At 67.0% G+C, this 16850-nt stretch carries 17 protein-coding genes; 10 read left to right on the top strand and 7 right to left on the bottom strand.

Annotation, left to right across the window (positions count from 1 at the left end):
* Positions 1-24 precede the first annotated feature (24 nt).
* From F5544_RS21310 to F5544_RS21290, 5 genes are all read right to left on the bottom strand, one after another.
* Complete coding sequence (locus F5544_RS21310; RefSeq protein ID WP_167474823.1) at positions 25-606, bottom strand: Rv1733c family protein; 582 nt, start codon at positions 604-606, stop codon at positions 25-27.
* Positions 603-1250 carry a TetR/AcrR family transcriptional regulator gene (locus tag F5544_RS21305; protein WP_167474822.1) on the bottom strand — a complete coding sequence of 216 codons (648 nt, stop codon included), beginning with the start codon at positions 1248-1250 and terminating at the stop codon, positions 603-605. Before F5544_RS21305 ends, F5544_RS21310 begins: the two co-directional genes overlap by 4 nt.
* 197 nt (positions 1251-1447) lie before the next feature.
* Entirely contained in the window at positions 1448-2302 is an 855-nt protein-coding gene (locus tag F5544_RS21300; RefSeq protein WP_167479372.1) for a helix-turn-helix domain-containing protein, read from the bottom strand.
* A 188-nt stretch (positions 2303-2490) separates the two neighbouring features.
* Positions 2491-3876, bottom strand: coding sequence for a lipase family protein (locus F5544_RS21295; RefSeq protein ID WP_167474821.1), 1386 nt, complete (start codon positions 3874-3876; stop codon positions 2491-2493).
* Between the two features lie 162 nt (positions 3877-4038).
* Positions 4039-5283 (bottom strand): lipase family protein, encoded by a 1245-nt coding sequence (locus tag F5544_RS21290; RefSeq protein ID WP_174867380.1) that lies wholly within the window; start codon positions 5281-5283, stop codon positions 4039-4041.
* 170 nt (positions 5284-5453) lie between these two features.
* On the opposite strand from F5544_RS21290, the gene F5544_RS21285 reads away from it, so the two are divergent.
* From F5544_RS21285 to F5544_RS21275, 3 genes are all read left to right on the top strand, one after another.
* Complete coding sequence (locus F5544_RS21285; protein ID WP_238847363.1) at positions 5454-6047, top strand: DUF2599 domain-containing protein; 594 nt, start codon at positions 5454-5456, stop codon at positions 6045-6047.
* Between the two features lie 49 nt (positions 6048-6096).
* On the top strand, positions 6097-6747 hold the full coding sequence (locus F5544_RS21280) for an NAD(P)H-binding protein (RefSeq protein ID WP_167474820.1): 651 nt from the start codon (positions 6097-6099) through the stop codon (positions 6745-6747).
* Positions 6748-7146: 399 nt separating this feature from the next.
* Complete coding sequence (locus F5544_RS21275; RefSeq protein ID WP_238847362.1) at positions 7147-7449, top strand: hypothetical protein; 303 nt, start codon at positions 7147-7149, stop codon at positions 7447-7449.
* A gap of 141 nt (positions 7450-7590) precedes the next feature.
* Here F5544_RS21275 and F5544_RS21270 read toward each other — a convergent pair whose 3' ends face one another.
* Complete coding sequence (locus F5544_RS21270) at positions 7591-8478, bottom strand: helix-turn-helix domain-containing protein (protein WP_167474818.1); 888 nt, start codon at positions 8476-8478, stop codon at positions 7591-7593.
* Positions 8479-8567: 89 nt separating this feature from the next.
* Complete coding sequence (locus F5544_RS21265) at positions 8568-8789, bottom strand: DUF397 domain-containing protein (protein WP_167474817.1); 222 nt, start codon at positions 8787-8789, stop codon at positions 8568-8570.
* A 306-nt stretch (positions 8790-9095) separates the two neighbouring features.
* Between F5544_RS21265 and F5544_RS21260 the strand changes: the two genes are divergently transcribed.
* The 7 genes from F5544_RS21260 to F5544_RS21230 all read left to right on the top strand — a co-directional run bounded on the left by F5544_RS21260 (position 9096) and on the right by F5544_RS21230 (position 16763).
* On the top strand, positions 9096-9890 hold the full coding sequence (locus tag F5544_RS21260) for an SAM-dependent methyltransferase (RefSeq protein ID WP_167474816.1): 795 nt from the start codon (positions 9096-9098) through the stop codon (positions 9888-9890).
* 205 nt (positions 9891-10095) lie between these two features.
* The gene (locus tag F5544_RS21255; protein WP_167474815.1) at positions 10096-10332 is read left to right on the top strand and encodes a hypothetical protein; all 237 of its coding nucleotides are present in this window, start codon (positions 10096-10098) and stop codon (positions 10330-10332) included.
* Between the two features lie 306 nt (positions 10333-10638).
* On the top strand, positions 10639-11073 hold the full coding sequence (locus F5544_RS21250; RefSeq protein WP_167474814.1) for a CBS domain-containing protein: 435 nt from the start codon (positions 10639-10641) through the stop codon (positions 11071-11073).
* Positions 11074-11258: 185 nt separating this feature from the next.
* Positions 11259-12470: an aminotransferase class V-fold PLP-dependent enzyme gene (locus tag F5544_RS21245; protein ID WP_238847361.1), complete on the top strand. Its 1212-nt coding sequence runs from the start codon at positions 11259-11261 to the stop codon at positions 12468-12470.
* 92 nt (positions 12471-12562) lie between these two features.
* Positions 12563-13870 (top strand): heavy-metal-associated domain-containing protein, encoded by a 1308-nt coding sequence (locus F5544_RS21240; RefSeq protein WP_238847360.1) that lies wholly within the window; start codon positions 12563-12565, stop codon positions 13868-13870.
* Entirely contained in the window at positions 13867-15435 is a 1569-nt protein-coding gene (locus F5544_RS21235) for a decarboxylase (RefSeq protein ID WP_167474812.1), read from the top strand. The genes F5544_RS21240 and F5544_RS21235 overlap by 4 nt, the downstream gene beginning before the upstream one ends.
* Entirely contained in the window at positions 15432-16763 is a 1332-nt protein-coding gene (locus F5544_RS21230) for a pyridoxal-phosphate dependent enzyme (protein WP_167474811.1), read from the top strand. Before F5544_RS21235 ends, F5544_RS21230 begins: the two co-directional genes overlap by 4 nt.
* Positions 16764-16850: the final 87 nt, after the last annotated feature.

Raw genomic sequence — 16850 nt, 5'->3', positions numbered from 1 at the left:
CCGGATTCCGGCTTTTTCGTCGGCTCAGCTGTGGTTGCCCCACAACAGATCCGCGGTGATCCAATCCGTCTCCCATTGGCGCAGCCGCCTGCGGTCCAGGCTGTAGCGCAGCCCGAGATAGCATGCGACGCAGCCGATCAGCACGCCGAACACCGCGCCCGAGGTGACCAGCACGGCCTTGCTCGCGGCCCGCGAGTCGGCGGGCGGTTCCACCACATTGCCCGCCCCGTTGAGCCAGATATTCAGCGTCGCACCGGGTTTCACGATCTTGGTGGACGAGTACGCCGCGGTGTGCTCGCTGCCGTCCGCATCCTTCCACGCCACCTTCACCGGGGTGATCGGCGAATACAGCGGCGCCTTACCGGTTTCCAGCACCGTGGCGCTCACCTCGTGCAGGCTCGCGAATTCCGCCTGCACCGCGGCGTTTTCGGACCGGTAGACGCGGCCGCCGAGCAGAACGGCCAACAGCGGCGCCGCCGCGAGGAACAGCACGAGCAGTGCGATGGCGCACGCCGACTGCAGCCGATCCTCTCTGCGCCGCATCGGATTCCGGTCCAAGCCCGCCCACCGGCAGGTGCGACGCAAGACGCCCGTCGAGCCACTCATGATCGTGCCTCCTCGCATCGGTCTTCGGCCGCCAACTCGGACAGGGTTTCGAAGAATCCCTCGATCAGGGCGGGCAGCGTGGTGGGATCATCGCCGGCCGCCCAGGCCTGTAGGGCGGCGACGAGTAGGGCCGCGCCGGTCGCCACCACGGCGGCCGGGCGCAGATCGACCGCCGGATCCACGGCGAGCCGTTCGGCCAGGATGCGCAGCGCCTCGGCCTCGGCGTCCAGTCGCATGCGGTGGTAGGCGGCGAACAGCGCCGGTTCGTCGGCGAAGGACTGGAACAGTTCCCAGCGCCGGACCAGTTTCGGATCGCCGGGGCCGGCGAAGGCCAGGCCGAGCCAATCGTGTACGGCGTTGCGGTAGGCGGTGAGTGGCGGTTCGTATGCGGGCCGGGCGCGCAGCGTTTCGTTGAGCAGGTGCACGTCCTGGTCGATATCGCCGAGGACGGCCGCCTCGATCGAGGAGAAATGCCGGCTGAAGGTGCGCCTGGTGACGCCCGCGCGCACGGCGATGTCCTCCACCGCCACCGCGTCCAGCCCGCGCTCGGCGAATAGTTCGAAAGCCGCCCGCGCCAGGGCCTCTCGGCTGCGCAGCGTGCGCAGCCGCCGTCCATCCAGGTCGACTTCGTCGTCGGTCCCCATAACCGCAGTTTACCACCTATTGTCTCAGTGGGACATTACATTGCCGAGACCTGGATCACTCTTATCACAGGACAGGCCGGTATTGCGGTGAAAACGACGGGGACCGTGCGAATTACAGTCGAGCGGGTGCCTGACGGGCGCTGTCGACGAAGTCGTCCGCAGACCCGCGCATGGCCGCAGCGAAGGCGGAGGTACGCCTAGGACCCGGACGGCTCGTCGAGCACATCGGGATGGCGCTCGGTGAGCGCCCGGATCAGGTTCGCGGTGTATTCCGGCTGCGCCGCGTGCACCGAGAGCCGGTTCAGCACCACGCGATAGGCGTCCAGATCGCTGCGCTTGTCGAGGTAGAGCGCGCCGGTGAGCTGCTGCAGATAGACGATGTCGGGCAGATCCGCCTCGGCGAACCGCAACATGGTGAACGCGCCGTCGGCCAGCGCCGGACCGGCGACGTCATCGGCGAGCACCTGCACCGTGATGTGCGGCTGCCCGACCGCCTCCAGCAGATATTCCAGCTGGGCCCGCCAGACCGCCGAGCCGCCGACCGGGCGGCGCAGCGCGGCCTCGTCGACGACCGCCCACAGCTGCGGCGGTTTCGCCCGGGTGAGGATGTGCTGGCGACGCATCCGCAGCGCGACCCGCCGCTCGATCGCGTCCGGCGGCTCGTGCGAGTGCGCCAGCATCAGCAGCGCGCGGGCGTAATCGGGCGTCTGCAGCAGTTCCGGCACCGCGCGCGGTTCATAGCACCGGATGAGCTGCGCGCCCTGTTCCAGGCCCAGGTAGAGATCGAACCATTTGGGCAGCCAGTCGTTCTCGCGATGCCACCAGCCGGAGGCGTTGCCCGCCTTGGCCATCTTCTCGAACTCGTCCCGCTCGTCGGCATCGGTGACCCCGTACAGGGTGAGCAGATCGGCCAGGTCGCGCTGCCGCAGTCCGACCCGCCCGAGCTCCAATCTGCTGATCTTGGAATGGGATCCGCGAATCGCCTCGCCCGCGGCATCCCTGCTGATCCCGCAGCCCTCGCGCAACCGGCGTAGGCGCGCGCCGAGTACCATCCGCAACACGGTAGGGCCGCCGTCGAGCGCCGGATCGATCGATTCGGTGAACGGCGAGTCAACGGAATGTCGTACCTCGGAGGGCCGCATCCACCGAGTCTCCCACGTGGACATGTCCAGTTTCTATGGTCGAATGACCTTTCGGCGGAGCAGAACTCGACACACCGGCAAGGCGGGTAGACGCCGCGTCAGCATTCGTCCGGCGCGGGCGCGCCCTGTAGTCGTTGGTCCAGCCAGCCGATGGCCTCCGGATAGCCGACGGCGGCGGCGATGATGTGCTCGCCGAATACGCTCCGATACACTGCGGGCGCACCGAGCGCGCACTGCTCGCGGTAGAGGTTGCGCGCGCCTTCGGCCGGAATCCAGAACTCCTGCTCGCCGTTGTAAATGTACAGCGGCACAGCGGATTTCATCCCGGCCATCCTCGTCGTCGCATAGATGTCGGCGGCCAGCTCCGAATGCAGCGGGTCGGGCATATTCGCGGCGACATCGATGGGCAGCATCAGCACCCCGGGCAGCGCGAACAGCCCGGCGCAGGTGTCCTTCATCGGCGAGGTGGCCACCCACTGCGCCAGATTGTTCATATGCGCCAGGATCTCCGGGCGCTCCCGGCCGATTCCGAACACCGCGGCCATGAACACCGCGGAGGCGAGATTGGCGTTCATACTGCGGGACAGCAGCTCGAAGTCGGCAGGCACGCCGCCGAGCGCGGCGCCGACGATGACGTCCGCCAATTCCGGTGCGTAGTCGTCGATCAGCTTCACCGCGCCGTGCGTCGCGATCGCGCCGCCGGAATAGCCGGTCATCCCGAACCGGCTCGCCCCGAACTCCGCGGGCCGCGTGCCGCGCACCGCGCGGATGGCGTCGAGCACGATATGCCCGGCGACGATCGGCTCGGCGTACGCCATCCACGGACCCTCGTGATCGGGGATCAGCACCGCGTATCCGCGCAGCGCCGCCAGCTGCGTCGTCGGCGGGACGAAATCGGACAGATTGGTCGAGCTGAACGAAAAGCCGTGTGCGAGAGTGTAACTCGGATCGCAGGCCCGGCCGAGCGCATCGATCGGCAGATTGTTCACCACGACGGGCCGGTCGCCGGGGCCCGGCCACGCGGCCGCCGGGATCACCAATGTCGCTGTGCCGTACGAGGGCACGCCGTGCGAGTCGGTGGTGCGGAACTTCAGCAGCAGCGCCTGCCGGATCGGCACCAGCAGCAGCGGCGCCGCCGACGCCGTCACATCCCTGGTGGCCAGCACATCGCCCGGCGCGGCGTCGGCCAGGTTCGCGGGCCACTCGTCGAACATCGGATCGCCCACCTCGCCGGGCAGCACCGCCTGGCGCAGCGCGGCCAGCGAGGGCGGCAGGCCGCTCGCCGCGGCGACCGACCAAGGTTCTTGCGGCGCAGGCGAAATCGGCGGCGGCGGGATCACGCTGTCGATCAGGCCGGGCAGGCTCGGCAGCGAGATCTGCGGCAGCGCGAACGGCGGAACCGGATCCGGTTCGGCCGCGGCCCGGCCGGTCACGGCAGCGGACAGTAACAGCACAATGGCCGCGACGGCAGGCAAGCATCTCATGGCACACATCTTCGGGTGACGCTGTCAGTTCGCCTGGCGCCCGGAGAGCTGCGGCCTTCGGCCCCCGAATGTCCCCGTCAACCGAGGCCAGAAGGTCAGGCTACGCCCGACTCACGCGGTGCGGCACCGCGCGAGTCCGAATCGCAATGATCTCTTTTCGAATCAACCCCCGCAGTTGCTCGGGGCCGGATCGCCGCGCAAGCGCGCGTCCAGCCAGTCCAGCGCGGCCGGTATCCCGAGCACCGCGGCGGTGAGATGGTCTGGCACCGGCAGGATTTCGGCCTCGACCCGGTCGCCCGCCGCGCACCAGCGGCGGTCGGTGTTGACGATCGCGTCCACCGGGATGAGGCCGTCGATCGGCGAATGCCATTCGTAGACCGGAATTTTCGGGACGCCGGGATACAGTTCGAGGCTGTTCTCCTCGACGACGGCGCGCGCGTCCGGATTGTTGATCATGCTGGTGGTCTTGGCGAAGTCGACCGCACCGTGGCCGGCGCCCGTGGCGAGTATGTCGTTGGTGCAGCCGTTGGCGATGGCCGCACGGGCGGCCAGACCCTCGGCGTTCAGCTGGTCGCTGAGCGGAAAGCGGTCCGGGTATTCACGTTCCAGGCCGAGCCCGGCGGCCAGCGCGAGCCCGAAGGCCGGATGCGTGCCGAGTCCGAGCGCCTGCAACATCTTCACCAGGTTCATCGGCACACCGCCCATGGCCGCGCCTGCGATGCGCAGTTCCGGCGCGTAGGTCGGCTGCAGCGCCGCCGCCCACGCGGTGGCCATCCCGCCGCCGGAGTAGCCGGCCATGGCCACCGGACTGTCCGCCACCTGCAATTCGGCGACCTGTTTGACGGCGCGGATGCCGTCCAGGGTGATCTGCCCGCCCAATTTCGCCGCGCCGTAAGCGAAATCCGGCCCGAGGTGATCCGGCAGCGCGACCGACCAGCCGCGCGACAGCAGCACGTTCCAGCCCGGAGCCTCACGCACGATCAGATTCGGATCACTGGTGTAAAGCACATGGGACACAGAGCATTCCGCGCCGAGCCCGTTGATGATGTGCTGGAAGGACAGCAGCGGACCGTCCTTGCGGTGGCCGCGCGGGGTGAGCACGGTCGTCGTGGCGGCGATCGGCTTGCCGGTGGAATTGGTCGAGCGGAAACGGACGACGGTGACCGTGGTGTCGGGGAAGATCGGCAGCGGCGGCATCGGGCGCACCGCGAGCACCTCCCCCGGTTTCTTGTCGGCGATATCCGGCGGCGTCGCGTAGAACGGATCCGGATCCGGCGCCGGGTAGATCGGGGCGGCCTCGGCGGCGCCCCCCGGCCCGAGTACCAGCACCAGGCCCGCGCCCAGCGCGCCGACCGTGCGTAGTAGTCCGGGCATTGCCCTGCGTGTCGAACGTGGGGCCTGACTCATCGACGAAAGCCTCTCGATCGGTCCAACGTTGCGAACAATCCTCGAGCACCGCCGAATCGAGCGGCAGGCACGGCCGTGATTCTTTTGAGATCTCACAAGTTTCGGCCGACTGGTCGGTTACCGGCGGGTCACATCCTCGGCGCGCGCCGGGTCGACCGTCTGGTACGCATGTGACATATCCAGCTAGGCTCGACTACACGAACAGGGAGGACACCGCACTGACCGCAGCGAATCGACATCCCGCGTCCGGCCCGAGCCGCCGCCGCATCCCGAAGGGGCGTGCGCCCCGCGCGGCACTGGTCGCCGCGTCCGTATTCGCCGCCGCGCTCACACCGATCTCCTGTGCGGGAGATCCGGGCGTCCAGTCGCCCACGCCCGATTCCCCCACCGAATCGGCAACCGGCACAACGGTTTCCACTCCCCCGGCCGCCGATCCGTACGCGGGCCGTCCGCTCGTCGACCACACCACGTGGACCCAGGACGGCGACGGCCGCCGTTTGCGCGTCTATCCCACCATCGCGGGCCGCGAAACCACCTGGCCCGGTGCGGACGAGCGCGCCTGGCAGGAGGTGCTCGCCATGGCGCCCGACGCCGACACACCCGGCATGCGCGACCAATTCGTCTGCCACTGGATCTGGGCGCGGATAGTCGTGCCGAACAAGGAGAGTTGGAATCTCGAGCCGTGGCGGCCCGCCGTCGGCTACGAGGCCACCGTCGCGGCGCAGTGCAACCCCGGCGGCAGCCAGGACCCCGGCGACCGCTGAACCCTTTTGCGCGCCAAAGTAATCGAACCAATCAGGAAGGGAGTGCCACATGCACGTCGTCATCGCGGGCGGACACGGCAAAATCGCCCTGCTGCTCGCCGCGGTGCTGGCCGAACGCGGCCACCGGGTGGACGGCCTCGTCCGCAATCCGGCGCATTCGGCCGAAATCACCGCGGCCGGAGCCACTCCCGTGCTGTTCGACCTCGAGCACAGCACCTCCGCCGAGGCGCAGGCGGTGTTGAAGGGCGCCGACGCGGTCGTCTTCGCCGCTGGCGCGGGCCCGGGCAGCGGCGCGGCCCGCAAATACGCGGTGGACAAGGGTGGTTCGGTGCTGCTGGCCGCGGCCGCCGAGGAACTCGGTGTCCGGCGCTTCGTGCAGATCTCCACCATCAATGCGGGCCTGCCGGTGGCTCCGGGCGGCGACGAGGTGTGGGCCGCCTATCTCGATGCGAAAACCCAAGCCGAGGCGGATCTTCGGGCCCGCGATCTGGACTGGACGATCCTGCGTCCGGGGCGACTCGTCGATACGCCGGGCGGCCACGTCCGGCTCGGCGCCGAGCGGCTTCAGGGCAGTATCGCCCGCGCGGATGTTGCCGTGATCGTCGCCGACCTCCTCACCGCACCCCGAACCATCGGCGCCACCCTGGAACTCGTCGCCGGTGAAACTCCGGTTGACCAGGCGGTCGCCGGACTCCCCTGACGAAATGCGAATTATTAGCTGAATGGTCGCCGGTTATCCTGTACCAAGGGTGATTTCGTAGCGTGGCCGCCCCGACGGTGAATTCCCGCGCCGCACAGGCGAAAAGATGCCAACCAGTCCCCGGTTTATGTCCCCATAGGGCTCGAAAACACCTATTGGCCAGCTGAGGCGACAATTGGCAAACCGCCCAGTCGGAATAGTACGTGCGCATTTCGGTGAATGCGAATCCTCGTCTGCGCGAATGCAATCGATCGTGCAGATGTACTTGCAAATGCAAGGTGCTCAGACCTAAACTCAACCGGCAGAGCCATACAGGGGACAACCAGGGGAAGCCGCGCTGGCGAACCAATGGCCTTTGTAGCCAAGGGTTTGCTGTCGCCAGACGTCAGAGGTGTTCGCATGAACCAACCACTTCCCGGCGGCCGGCTCGACTATGCCGATGCCGCACTGGCCGACCATCCAGTGAACGGTACAGATATGAGCACACCGTCGACCCGCGACCACCGGGAGCCCGTCCACGACCGGGCAGCCGCGGTCGCCTTCGTCATCGATGCCGTCGAATCCACCGGCGCGGCCACCCGCCACGACTTCGATATCGACCGCATCGTCAGCACGGCGCACGCATTCGTGGACGATTGGGACTTCCACGCCTTGCAACCCGCCACCTTCTGGCGCATCGCGTCCGGCTGCATTCGGCAGTAGCCGCCAAATCCCTACTGCCGCAGCGTCCCTTGCGGGCGTCGCGCGCATACGCGAGCCGCGCAGCAGAAATGCTGCGCGGCTCGAACACTTGACGGGCTCGAACACACGGCGCGCCCGAACGGCGGCGAACACGCCGACCGCTCAGAGCTGTTTGGCGTACTCGGCCAGAATCTCGACCGAACGGTCAGGACGCTCGGACTGCACGCTCAGCCGGTCCATCACCGACAGGTACAGCGCGAGATCCTGCCTGCGATCCAAATACAGTGCGCTGGTCAGGTGTTCGAGGTAGACGATGTCCGGCAGCTCGGTCTCGGCGAACCGCAGAATGGTGAACGAGCTGCCCGCCGCGGCGTGTTCGCCCGCGGAATATGGCAGGACCTGAATCGTCACGTGAGGCAACTTGGCCAGCTCGATCAGATGCTCGAGCTGTTCCCGATGCACACCGGGACCGCCGACGTGGCGATGCAGCGCCGCCTCGTCGATCACCGCCCACACCACCGGCGGATCGACGCGGTGCAGGATCTCCTGCCGCTTGGCGCGAACCTCGACGCGCCGGTCGTTATCGGCATCCTCGTAGCCGAGCGAGACGACCGACCGTGCGTAATCGGGCGTCTGCAGCAGGCCGGGAATCAGGTGGGCCTCATAGGTGCGGATCTTGCTGGCCGCCTGTTCCAAACCGAGGTAGGTCCCGAACCAGGACGGCAGCAGATCGCTGTAGCGATGCCACCAGCCTGGTTCGTTCGCCTGCCGTGCGAGCTCGAGGAACGACTCCCGTTCCTCGGGCTCGTTGACCCCGTACAGGGTCAACAGGTCGCGGATATCGCGTTCTTTGAATCCGGTGCGGCCCAGTTCCAGACGGCTGATTTTCGCGTGGGAACCACGGATGGCATCACCGGCCGCCTCACGGGTTATGCCCTTACTCTCGCGGAGCTTACGCAGCTGCCCGCCAAGGGCGATACGTAGCACCGTCGGGCCACGTTCCGCGATAACTGACTGCACACGGCCTTCGTCATCCGGTTCAGCGATCATTGAGTTCGTCTCCGATACTCTGGGGTTGCCCACAGTGTGTCACAACCACCTGTCGCGAAACACACCGCACCGATCGCTTATGTTACCGCTCAGCTAGTCAGGTCGTCGAACTCTCCAGCCTTCGCGCCGCGAACAAATGCATCGATTTCCGGACGGGTGTAGAACAGTACGCCGGCTTCGGGCTCGCGCGAGTTGCGCACGGCCACCAGGCCATTGGTCGCCTCGGCGACCTCTACACAGTTACCACTCGGATTGCTGAACGTGCTCTTACGCCACGTTCCCAGGACTTCGTTCGCCGTTTTGTCCGACATTTCCCACTCCTCGGTTTCGCCATGTGGCAGACCAGTTCTTGAAGGGGTCGGTTTTGCAGATGCACACTCAAATGTTCTTGCATTTGCACCGACAGATGGACGATAGCATGAACGCGCGGCGCATGGGGCGGATAATTCAGACCCGTTGGTACGAAGCGGGATTCGTTCCAGGACAGCAGCGAAAATCCGAGGTCGAGTCCGGAATCCGCCACCCGGCGCCGACCCGAACCTTGTAGTGTCACACCGCAGATCGGCCGCACCGGCCTCCGCGCGACCGGCCAACCGCACTCGCCAAGGAGCCGTCCGATGCGCGACGACGACAGACCCCTCATCCGGACGGACATCCCGCATTCCGCGCGCATCTGGAACTACTGGATGGGTGGCAAGGACTATTACGAAATCGACCAGATCGCCGGCGATGTCGCCGCGGGCATCTACCCCGATATCCTCGCCACCGCCGTCCATTCCAGGAAGTTCCTGATCCGGGTGGTGCACCACCTCGCGGCCGAGGCGGGCATCCGGCAGTTCCTCGATATCGGCACCGGCCTGCCGACCGGGCGCAATACGCACGAGGTCGCGCAGGCCGTCGCGCCGGAATCCAAGATCGTCTACGTGGATAACGACCCGCTCGTCCTCGCGCATGCGCGGGCGCTGGCACACGGCGGCCCCGCGGGCGCGATCACCTTCGCCGACACGGATTTCCATGCGCCGGAACAGATCATCGCCGATGCGCGTAGCACCCTTGATTTCAACCAACCGGTCGGAATTCTGCTGCTCGGCGTGCTCGGCCACGCCAACACCTACGACGACGCGCTGCGCGTTGTTCATACCGTGCTGGACGCGGTCCCGTCCGGGAGTTACCTCGCGCTATGGGACGGCACCACCGATAGTGAAACGTACGTGATGATGTGTGACCGCTACGCCGAAACCGGCGGCGTCCCCTATATCCCGCGCGATCGCGCCGAGATCCGCGCCGCATTCGACGGACTGGAACTCGTCGAACCGGGATTCGTACCGATCGATGAATGGCGTACCGAGTCCGCGCGGGTTGATGCGATTCGGCCATTGGCGGCATTCGGCGCGGTTGCTCGCAAACCGTAGGGTCTATTTTCAAAAATGAAGCGACACAGTGTCGCTCGATGACTGAATGATTGCCCGTCCTATTACATACCTGTTGGTCGTTCGTGCAAATGTACTTGCATCTGTAAGCGACAAACGCCTAAACTCGGAATCGAAATCAGGGGCGATGCAAAGGGAGTTCGAGCCGACATCGCACCCCAGGGCAGGTACCAGCGAGGGCGGTCGGATGAGCCAAGCATTTCGAACTCCCAGTCGGTCCGTCATCGTCGACGGCACCGGCGCCGACCCCGTGTGCCTGCGCGCGGTGCCTGATTTACCTGTTTCGGACTGCGCCAGCGAACCTCCGGTACTCACCTACCGGCAGGCTCGCGAGATTCTGCGCACCCACGAGGTGCACGGTCCGCAATGCAGGCAATGGCTCGCCGCCGCCGCATACCTGTCGGCCGGTTTGGACGACGAATAATCGGTTACGACCGGGTCACCCCGGTAAAACGCAGGCACACAACGGATCTCGTGGACTGTAACCCATCGGGTCGCAATTTCGTATAGCGCCGCGCACAATTCGGGTTCGTTTCCGTTACACCGGGCGTGTCATAGATGTGAAATGCCTTTTGCCGGGCCGGATCCACCGAGTCCCCTATACGGCGCCCGCCCCATTTCGGGTGGTGATCGCGGCGGTCGTCCAGCCTGTAACGGATTCGTGCTGGTCACGCCCGGGTGAACTTTGCGATCCTGAATCTGCCGGGGGCCGTGCGGATTGGTGACGAATATGCGAATCGCGGAGATCTTACGGAGAAAGGGCAGCGCCGTCGCGACGGTCACGCCCGAGACAACGGTACAGAGCCTGCTCGGCACGCTCGCCGAGCACAATATCGGCGCGGTGGTGGTCTCACCGGACGGCAGCCGGATCGCCGGCATCGTCTCGGAGCGCGACGTGGTGCGCAACCTCCATCGGCGCGGTGCGGCACTACTCGATCGGCCGGTCGCCGAGATCATGACGGCCGCCGTGCGCACCTGCGATCCCGACGACCGCGTCGACGGGCTGCGCAACATCATGACGGAGCATCGAATCCGGCATCTGCCGGTGGTGCGCGACAACCGGCTGGTCGGCATCGTCAGCATCGGCGACGTGGTGAAGAGCGCCATCTCCGAGCTGACCTTCGAGCGCCAGCACCTGGTCGAATACGTCCAGGGCCAGTACTGAACGGTGTTCGCCCGCACCGCCCCTGCCGATCCCCGCGGGACGCGCGAAAGATGTTGCGGGCGTGAAATGTTCGAACGTCAAACAGAATGTGCGTATCGTTGGTGAGGTCCAGCGCATCCTCTGAGGGGAGCGTTACCTTGCGGTCTTGTGCGGTCACCCGGCCATCGGCGCCCTCGGTTTCGGCGATGCGGGCCCTGTTCCCCGCGCTCACCGAGGGCACCGAGGTGTATCTCGACAGCGCCGCCACCACCCAGAAACCGCTGCCGGTCATCGAGGCCGTGCAGCAGTACCACGGCTCACGCACGGCCAATGCCGGGCGCGGCACCTATCCGTGGGCCACCGCGCTCACCGAGCGCATCGCCGGAATCCGTGCGCACACCGCGCGATTCGTCGGCGCCGCCCACCCCGACGAGATCGTCTTCACCGGCGGCGCCACCGCGGCGCTCAATGCCGTCGCACTCTCCTGGGGGCTGGCGAATCTCGCCGAAGGTGACGAAATCCTCTACAGCCCAACCGATCACGCGTCGAACGTGCATCCGTGGCTGTACCTGCGCACGCTGCTCGGCCGGTTCGGGCGGCGGATCACGCTGGTGCCCTACCGGGTCGACGGCCTCGGCGAGGCCGATACCGCCGATATCCTCGCCAAGGTAACGCCCCGTACCCGGCTCATCACGGCCAGCCATCTGCACCACGTCTTCGGCGGGCTCAGCACCCTGGAAGAGCTGCGTGGAAAGCTCGACCCCGAGGTGCTGCTCTGCTTCGACTGTAGTCAGAGCGGCGGTCATCTTCCGGTGGACGTCACCGAATTACGGGCCGACTTCGCGGTTTTCGCCGCGCACAAGATGTTCGGCGCGCCCGGCACCGGCGTCCTCTACTGCCACCGGCGGGTCCACGATCGGCTGGACCCGTTCCTGCCCGGCGGGAATTCCGGTGTGGTTGTTGCCGATTCGGATCTGATCCCGTCGGACATGCCCGGGCTGCTCGAGGGCGGCACCCAGAACATACCCGGCATCCTCGCCCTCGGTGCGGCGCTGGATGTGCTCGACGAGTTCGGTTTGGCCGAAATCGCCCGGCACAACCGGGATCTCACGCTCGCGCTCATCGAGGGGCTGCGCCCGATACCGGGCCTGGAGTTCCTGCCCGGGCCCGGATACGCGTCCTGCGCCACCGGCTACGGCATCGTGTCGTTCACCCTCGACGGCATCTCCGCGACCGATCTGGGTTTCGTCCTCGGCGAATTCGGCTTCCTGGTGCGCACCGGAGCCCAGTGCCTGCCGCACCGGCCGCACGAACCCGGTATCGATGCGGTGCGGGTCAGCACGCATATCTACAACACATCCGACGAGATCGATCGTTTCGTCGCATGCGTTTCCACGATCGCGCAGGAGGTCCAGTGAACACAGCATCGCGCAGCGATTCCGGGAGGGGTGGTGGCCAGGAGACGGGTGGGCTGGCATCACGCAGCGATCTCGGGAGTGGTGGTGGTCGAGTGACGGGTGGGCCTGCATCGCGCGATGATTCGGAGAAGGGTGGTGGGCGGCTGGACACCCCACCGCGTTACGACCGGCGCGCCGCGTCCCGGGTGCTTGCCGGACTCGCCGAGCCGGGGCTGTTCGCGACGCCGCTCGTGGCGGGTGGCCAGCGGCGGATCGAATATACAAGCGCCGCATTGCATTCCGAGCCGAACAGCCACCTCACCCTCTCCCAGCGGCTGTACCTGGAACGCTTCATGCGGCCGTGCCGCCCGGACCAGATCACCAGCGCCACCCACCGGATCACCTGGACCGACAGCGACGGTGTGCCGAACACCGGCCACTACCGCGCCGACGGCCTCGGCCCGCTCGTGCCCATCGCCACGCGCGAGACCGTGCTGGCGCTCTGGCACGCCATCACCGCGAATACCGCTCTGTCGGAGCGCATTTCCGCACTCGGGCCGCGCGAGCACGCGGTGCTCGACGGCACGACCACCGACCACGACCCACTGGAGATCTTCCGCGTCGGCATCGAAGCCACCGGGCGCGCACTGGCCCAGCACGCCCTGCTGGCCAGGCAGACGCCGTACCGGTCCGCGGTCGAATTCGGCAGGGGCATGCAGGAATCCGGCATCTTCGCCGCCGTCGCCACCCGCTGGTACTGGGAGTTGCAGGCCTCCACCTACCGGCGCGGCATGATCCCGGTGCGGCTCGCCGCGCAGCCCGACGGAACCGTGCGCTACACCGCCGAAACCGTCGCGACGCTGCGGGCCATGAAGGACAACACGATCGAGGACGCGCACAACGTCATGCGCCGCGCGCTCAAGTCCGAAAAACTCAGCGTCGCCGAGGCGATCGCCAAGTACCACGACGAATTGGACCTGATCTCCCGCCAGTACGCGCTGCTGCCACCCGGCACCCGCCCCGCCTGCCTGGCCGCCATGCCGCACCATCTCGGCGGCAGGCACTACAGCATCCTTCCCGTGGTGGTCGACGTCTTCGTCCCGCTGTTCAGTGAGATCGCGGACAAATGCGAAATCACGCAAATACGAACGGATCTCGACGCACTGCCGGACGACGCGGCGACCGCCGAGGACCGGGTGTTCTACGTGCCGGATATGAACTGCAAGCACTGTGTGCGCACCATCGGCGGCGTGCTGGAGTCCATGGGCATCCGGGTGGCCGAGATCGATCTGCTCAGCAAGCGGGTGGTCGCCGAATTCCGCAGCCCGCGCAACCGCGCGCGGGCCTTCGAGGCCATCCGTGACGGCGGCTACAACCCGGTCGCCGAAAAGCCGCATCAGCAAACGGAAACCGCGGTATGACGGCACCGCTACCCGCTCTACCCGCGAAGATCCATCCGCTGGTGCGGGCGTTCCTCGATACCAGGGGCGCCGTCGAGGAGACCCTCATCCGCTTCGGCTCGCCGGTGCACCTGATCTTCCCGCAGGTGTACGCCGAGAACCTCAAACAACTGCGCACGGTGCTGGACCGGCACCTGTCGCGGCACCGAATCTGCTACGCGCACAAGGTCAATCAGGCCAGATCCTTCGTCCGCACCGCCGAGCACGCCGGTATCGCCATCGATGTGGCCTCGCCGCAGGAGTTGGCCAGCGCGGTCGGCGCCGGCTTCGGCCCGATGCGCATCGAGGTGACCGGACCCAAGGGCGAATCGTTCCTGCGGGATCTGGTCGACTGCGGCGCGACCATCAACGTGGACAATCTGTGGGAGCTGCGCCGGGTCACCGAGTTGGCCGGCGACCGCGCGAAAGTGCCGGTGCTGCTGCGGGTTTCCGGATTCCCGGAGGCGCAGGTGAGCCGGTTCGGCGTGCCGGTCGCGCATCTGGACCGCGCATTCGATCTGCTTTCGGCGCATCGCCGCCGAATCAACTTCCTCGGCTTCGCCTTTCATATCGATTCCGGTGAGCAGGCCGAGCGGATCCGCGCGCTGGAGACCTGCCTGGAACTGGTCGAGGAGGCGTACGGGCACGGGTTGGCGCCATCGGTGCTCGATATCGGCGGCGGGCTACGCCAGGTGTTCACCGCCGACGGCGCCCGCTTCGACGGCTACGTGCACGCGCTGCGCGAATCGCTGCTCGGCCGCGGCGAGCGAATGAGCTGGGGCGACAACACCTTCGGCTATCACATCGACGGTGGCGTCGTTCGCGGCACGCCGGTGTTCCACAAGTACGCCAATACCGTCCCGGCCAACAGGATGCTGGAGGAGTTGCTCACCGCGCCGCTGGAGCGGCACGGGGGACGCACCGTCGCCCAGGTGGCCGCGGACAACATGCTGGAGATCTGGCTGGAGCCGGGTAAGTCGCTGGTCGATCATGCCGGGCTGACGGTGGCGCGGGTGGAGTGCACCAAGGAGCTCCCCGATGGCAGCGTGCTCGTCAACGTCGACCTCAGCCGGGATGCGGTGACCCCGGCCGACCAGGAGGTGATGGTGGATCCGCTGGTGCTGACCCGCGGCGCGCATGTGCCGGTGGTCGCGGGCCGTGACGGCGTTCGGCCCGCACAGGCGGGCGACACCTACCCCGCCCTGCGCCCGGTGCCCGAAACCCGTTCCGTCGGTGTGTATTTCGCGGGCCGCCTGTGCCTGGAGCGCGACCTGATCACCAATCACAAGGTCTGGCTGCCGGAATGCCCGAGTCCCGGTGATGTGGTGGTGTTCCCGAATACCGCCGCCTACCACATGGATTTGTCGGCGGCGACCGCGTCCATGCATCCGGTCCCGCTGAAACTCGCTGTCGCGCACCGTGCGGGCAGCTTCCAGGTATACCGCGATTACGATTACGAGCCGCTGATTCCGGTCGGCGTCCCGCCACCGCGCCGGCTGCCACCGCGGCGCCCGCCGCTGCCCCGCCGACCCACCGAGGCACCGTGACGCGCTACGACGACATCACCGATCTGATCGGCAACACTCCCCTGCTGCACCTGGATCCGGGCGTGCATCAGCTCGACGGCGTGCGGCTCTACGCGAAACTGGAGTCGCACAACCCCTTCGGCTCGGTCAAGGACCGGGTGGCCTGGGGCATGATCCGGGACGAGATCGAGGCGATCCGGGCCTGCGGACAGACGCTGATCGAGGCGTCCAGCGGCAATACCGCAAAGGCGCTGCGCATCCTCGGCGCCATGTACGGGATCCGGCTGCGCGCGGTGACCAACCGGATCAAGGTGGCCGAGGTACGCGATCTGTTACAGCTGTTCGGCACCGAAATCGTCGAACTGCCAGGGCTTTCCGAATGCCCCGACCCGACGACGCCCAATGACGTGTATTCGGTGATCGAGGCGACGATGGCGAAGGAGCCGGGCGCGTACCATCATCCGTCGCAGTACACCAACGAGAAGAATGTCGAGGCGCACTATCACGGCACCGGCCGCGAGATCCACGAGGATCTGTCCGCCGACGGCATCACCAGGGTCGACTATTTGATCGGCGGTCTCGGCACCACCGGGTCCACCCGCGGCGCCGCCACCTACCTGCGCAAGCACAATCCCGAATTGCGCACCGTCGCGGTGGTTTCCGAGCGGGCCGACTTCATACCCGGCATCCGGACGGAGAACGAGATGTGGGAGGTCGGGCTTTTCCAGCCCGATTTCTACGACCGGATCGTCACGGTGGAGGCGGGCCGCGCCATCGACGCGACGCTCGCGCTCGCCACCGGCTACGGCGTCCTGGCCGGGCCCACCAGCGGCGCCAGCTATGCCGCCGCATTGGATTACCTTGGCGCACTGGATCTTTCGGGACGCTCCGCCGACGATCCGGTGGTCGCGGTATTCATCGTGTGCGACCGGCTGGAACCGTACCTGTCCTATATCAAGAAGCGCAGGCCGGAACTGTTCGGCCGGGCCGACCGCCGCGCGGTGCCCACCACCGCGGAACTGGCCGCGACACCGGCACTTTCGCCCGTCGAACTGGCCGAGCTGGACCGCATCGGCAGGCCGACGATCGTGGACACCCGCGGCGCCATGGCCTACCGGATCGCGCATGTGCCCGGCGCGGTGAACATCCGCGACGATCAGCTCGACGAAATGTTCGTCCAGGGCATCCCGTTCCCGAAATCGCGGCCGGTGGTCTTCGTCTGCCCGGTGGGCGAGCTCTCGACGCGCTACGCCGCACTGGCCCGGCGGGCGGGATACGACGCGGCCAGCCTGTCCGGCGGCGTCGTCGCCTGGCGCGACGCCGGTTTGCCGATGGAGAGCGGGACATGAGTCGACGGGTACGGGAAATGTCATTCCGCGCGTGTCCCGGCCACGGCTCGCGCAGACTGGCGCACTAGCGCAGGATGTCATGCGCGG

The organism is Nocardia arthritidis (genome assembly GCF_011801145.1).
GTDB classification, from domain to species: domain Bacteria; phylum Actinomycetota; class Actinomycetes; order Mycobacteriales; family Mycobacteriaceae; genus Nocardia; species Nocardia arthritidis_A.
This window is presented reverse-complemented; position numbering and strand designations above follow the sequence as displayed.

What these genes read in the sequence shown, in the direction of transcription:
- F5544_RS21310 (WP_167474823.1), bottom strand. Translation starts at nt 606, where the DNA reads ATGAGTGGCTCGACGGGCGTCTTGCGTCGCACCTGCCGGTGGGCGGGC.
- F5544_RS21305 (WP_167474822.1), bottom strand. Translation starts at nt 1,250, where the DNA reads ATGGGGACCGACGACGAAGTCGACCTGGATGGACGGCGGCTGCGCACG.
- F5544_RS21300 (WP_167479372.1), bottom strand. Translation starts at nt 2,302, where the DNA reads ATGGTACTCGGCGCGCGCCTACGCCGGTTGCGCGAGGGCTGCGGGATC.
- F5544_RS21295 (WP_167474821.1), bottom strand. Translation starts at nt 3,876, where the DNA reads ATGAGATGCTTGCCTGCCGTCGCGGCCATTGTGCTGTTACTGTCCGCT.
- F5544_RS21290 (WP_174867380.1), bottom strand. Translation starts at nt 5,283, where the DNA reads ATGAGTCAGGCCCCACGTTCGACACGCAGGGCAATGCCCGGACTACTA.
- F5544_RS21280 (WP_167474820.1), top strand. Translation starts at nt 6,097, where the DNA reads ATGCACGTCGTCATCGCGGGCGGACACGGCAAAATCGCCCTGCTGCTC.
- F5544_RS21275 (WP_238847362.1), top strand. Translation starts at nt 7,147, where the DNA reads ATGAACCAACCACTTCCCGGCGGCCGGCTCGACTATGCCGATGCCGCA.
- F5544_RS21270 (WP_167474818.1), bottom strand. Translation starts at nt 8,478, where the DNA reads ATGATCGCTGAACCGGATGACGAAGGCCGTGTGCAGTCAGTTATCGCG.
- F5544_RS21265 (WP_167474817.1), bottom strand. Translation starts at nt 8,789, where the DNA reads ATGTCGGACAAAACGGCGAACGAAGTCCTGGGAACGTGGCGTAAGAGC.
- F5544_RS21260 (WP_167474816.1), top strand. Translation starts at nt 9,096, where the DNA reads ATGCGCGACGACGACAGACCCCTCATCCGGACGGACATCCCGCATTCC.
- F5544_RS21255 (WP_167474815.1), top strand. Translation starts at nt 10,096, where the DNA reads ATGAGCCAAGCATTTCGAACTCCCAGTCGGTCCGTCATCGTCGACGGC.
- F5544_RS21250 (WP_167474814.1), top strand. Translation starts at nt 10,639, where the DNA reads ATGCGAATCGCGGAGATCTTACGGAGAAAGGGCAGCGCCGTCGCGACG.
- F5544_RS21245 (WP_238847361.1), top strand. Translation starts at nt 11,259, where the DNA reads ATGCGGGCCCTGTTCCCCGCGCTCACCGAGGGCACCGAGGTGTATCTC.
- F5544_RS21235 (WP_167474812.1), top strand. Translation starts at nt 13,867, where the DNA reads ATGACGGCACCGCTACCCGCTCTACCCGCGAAGATCCATCCGCTGGTG.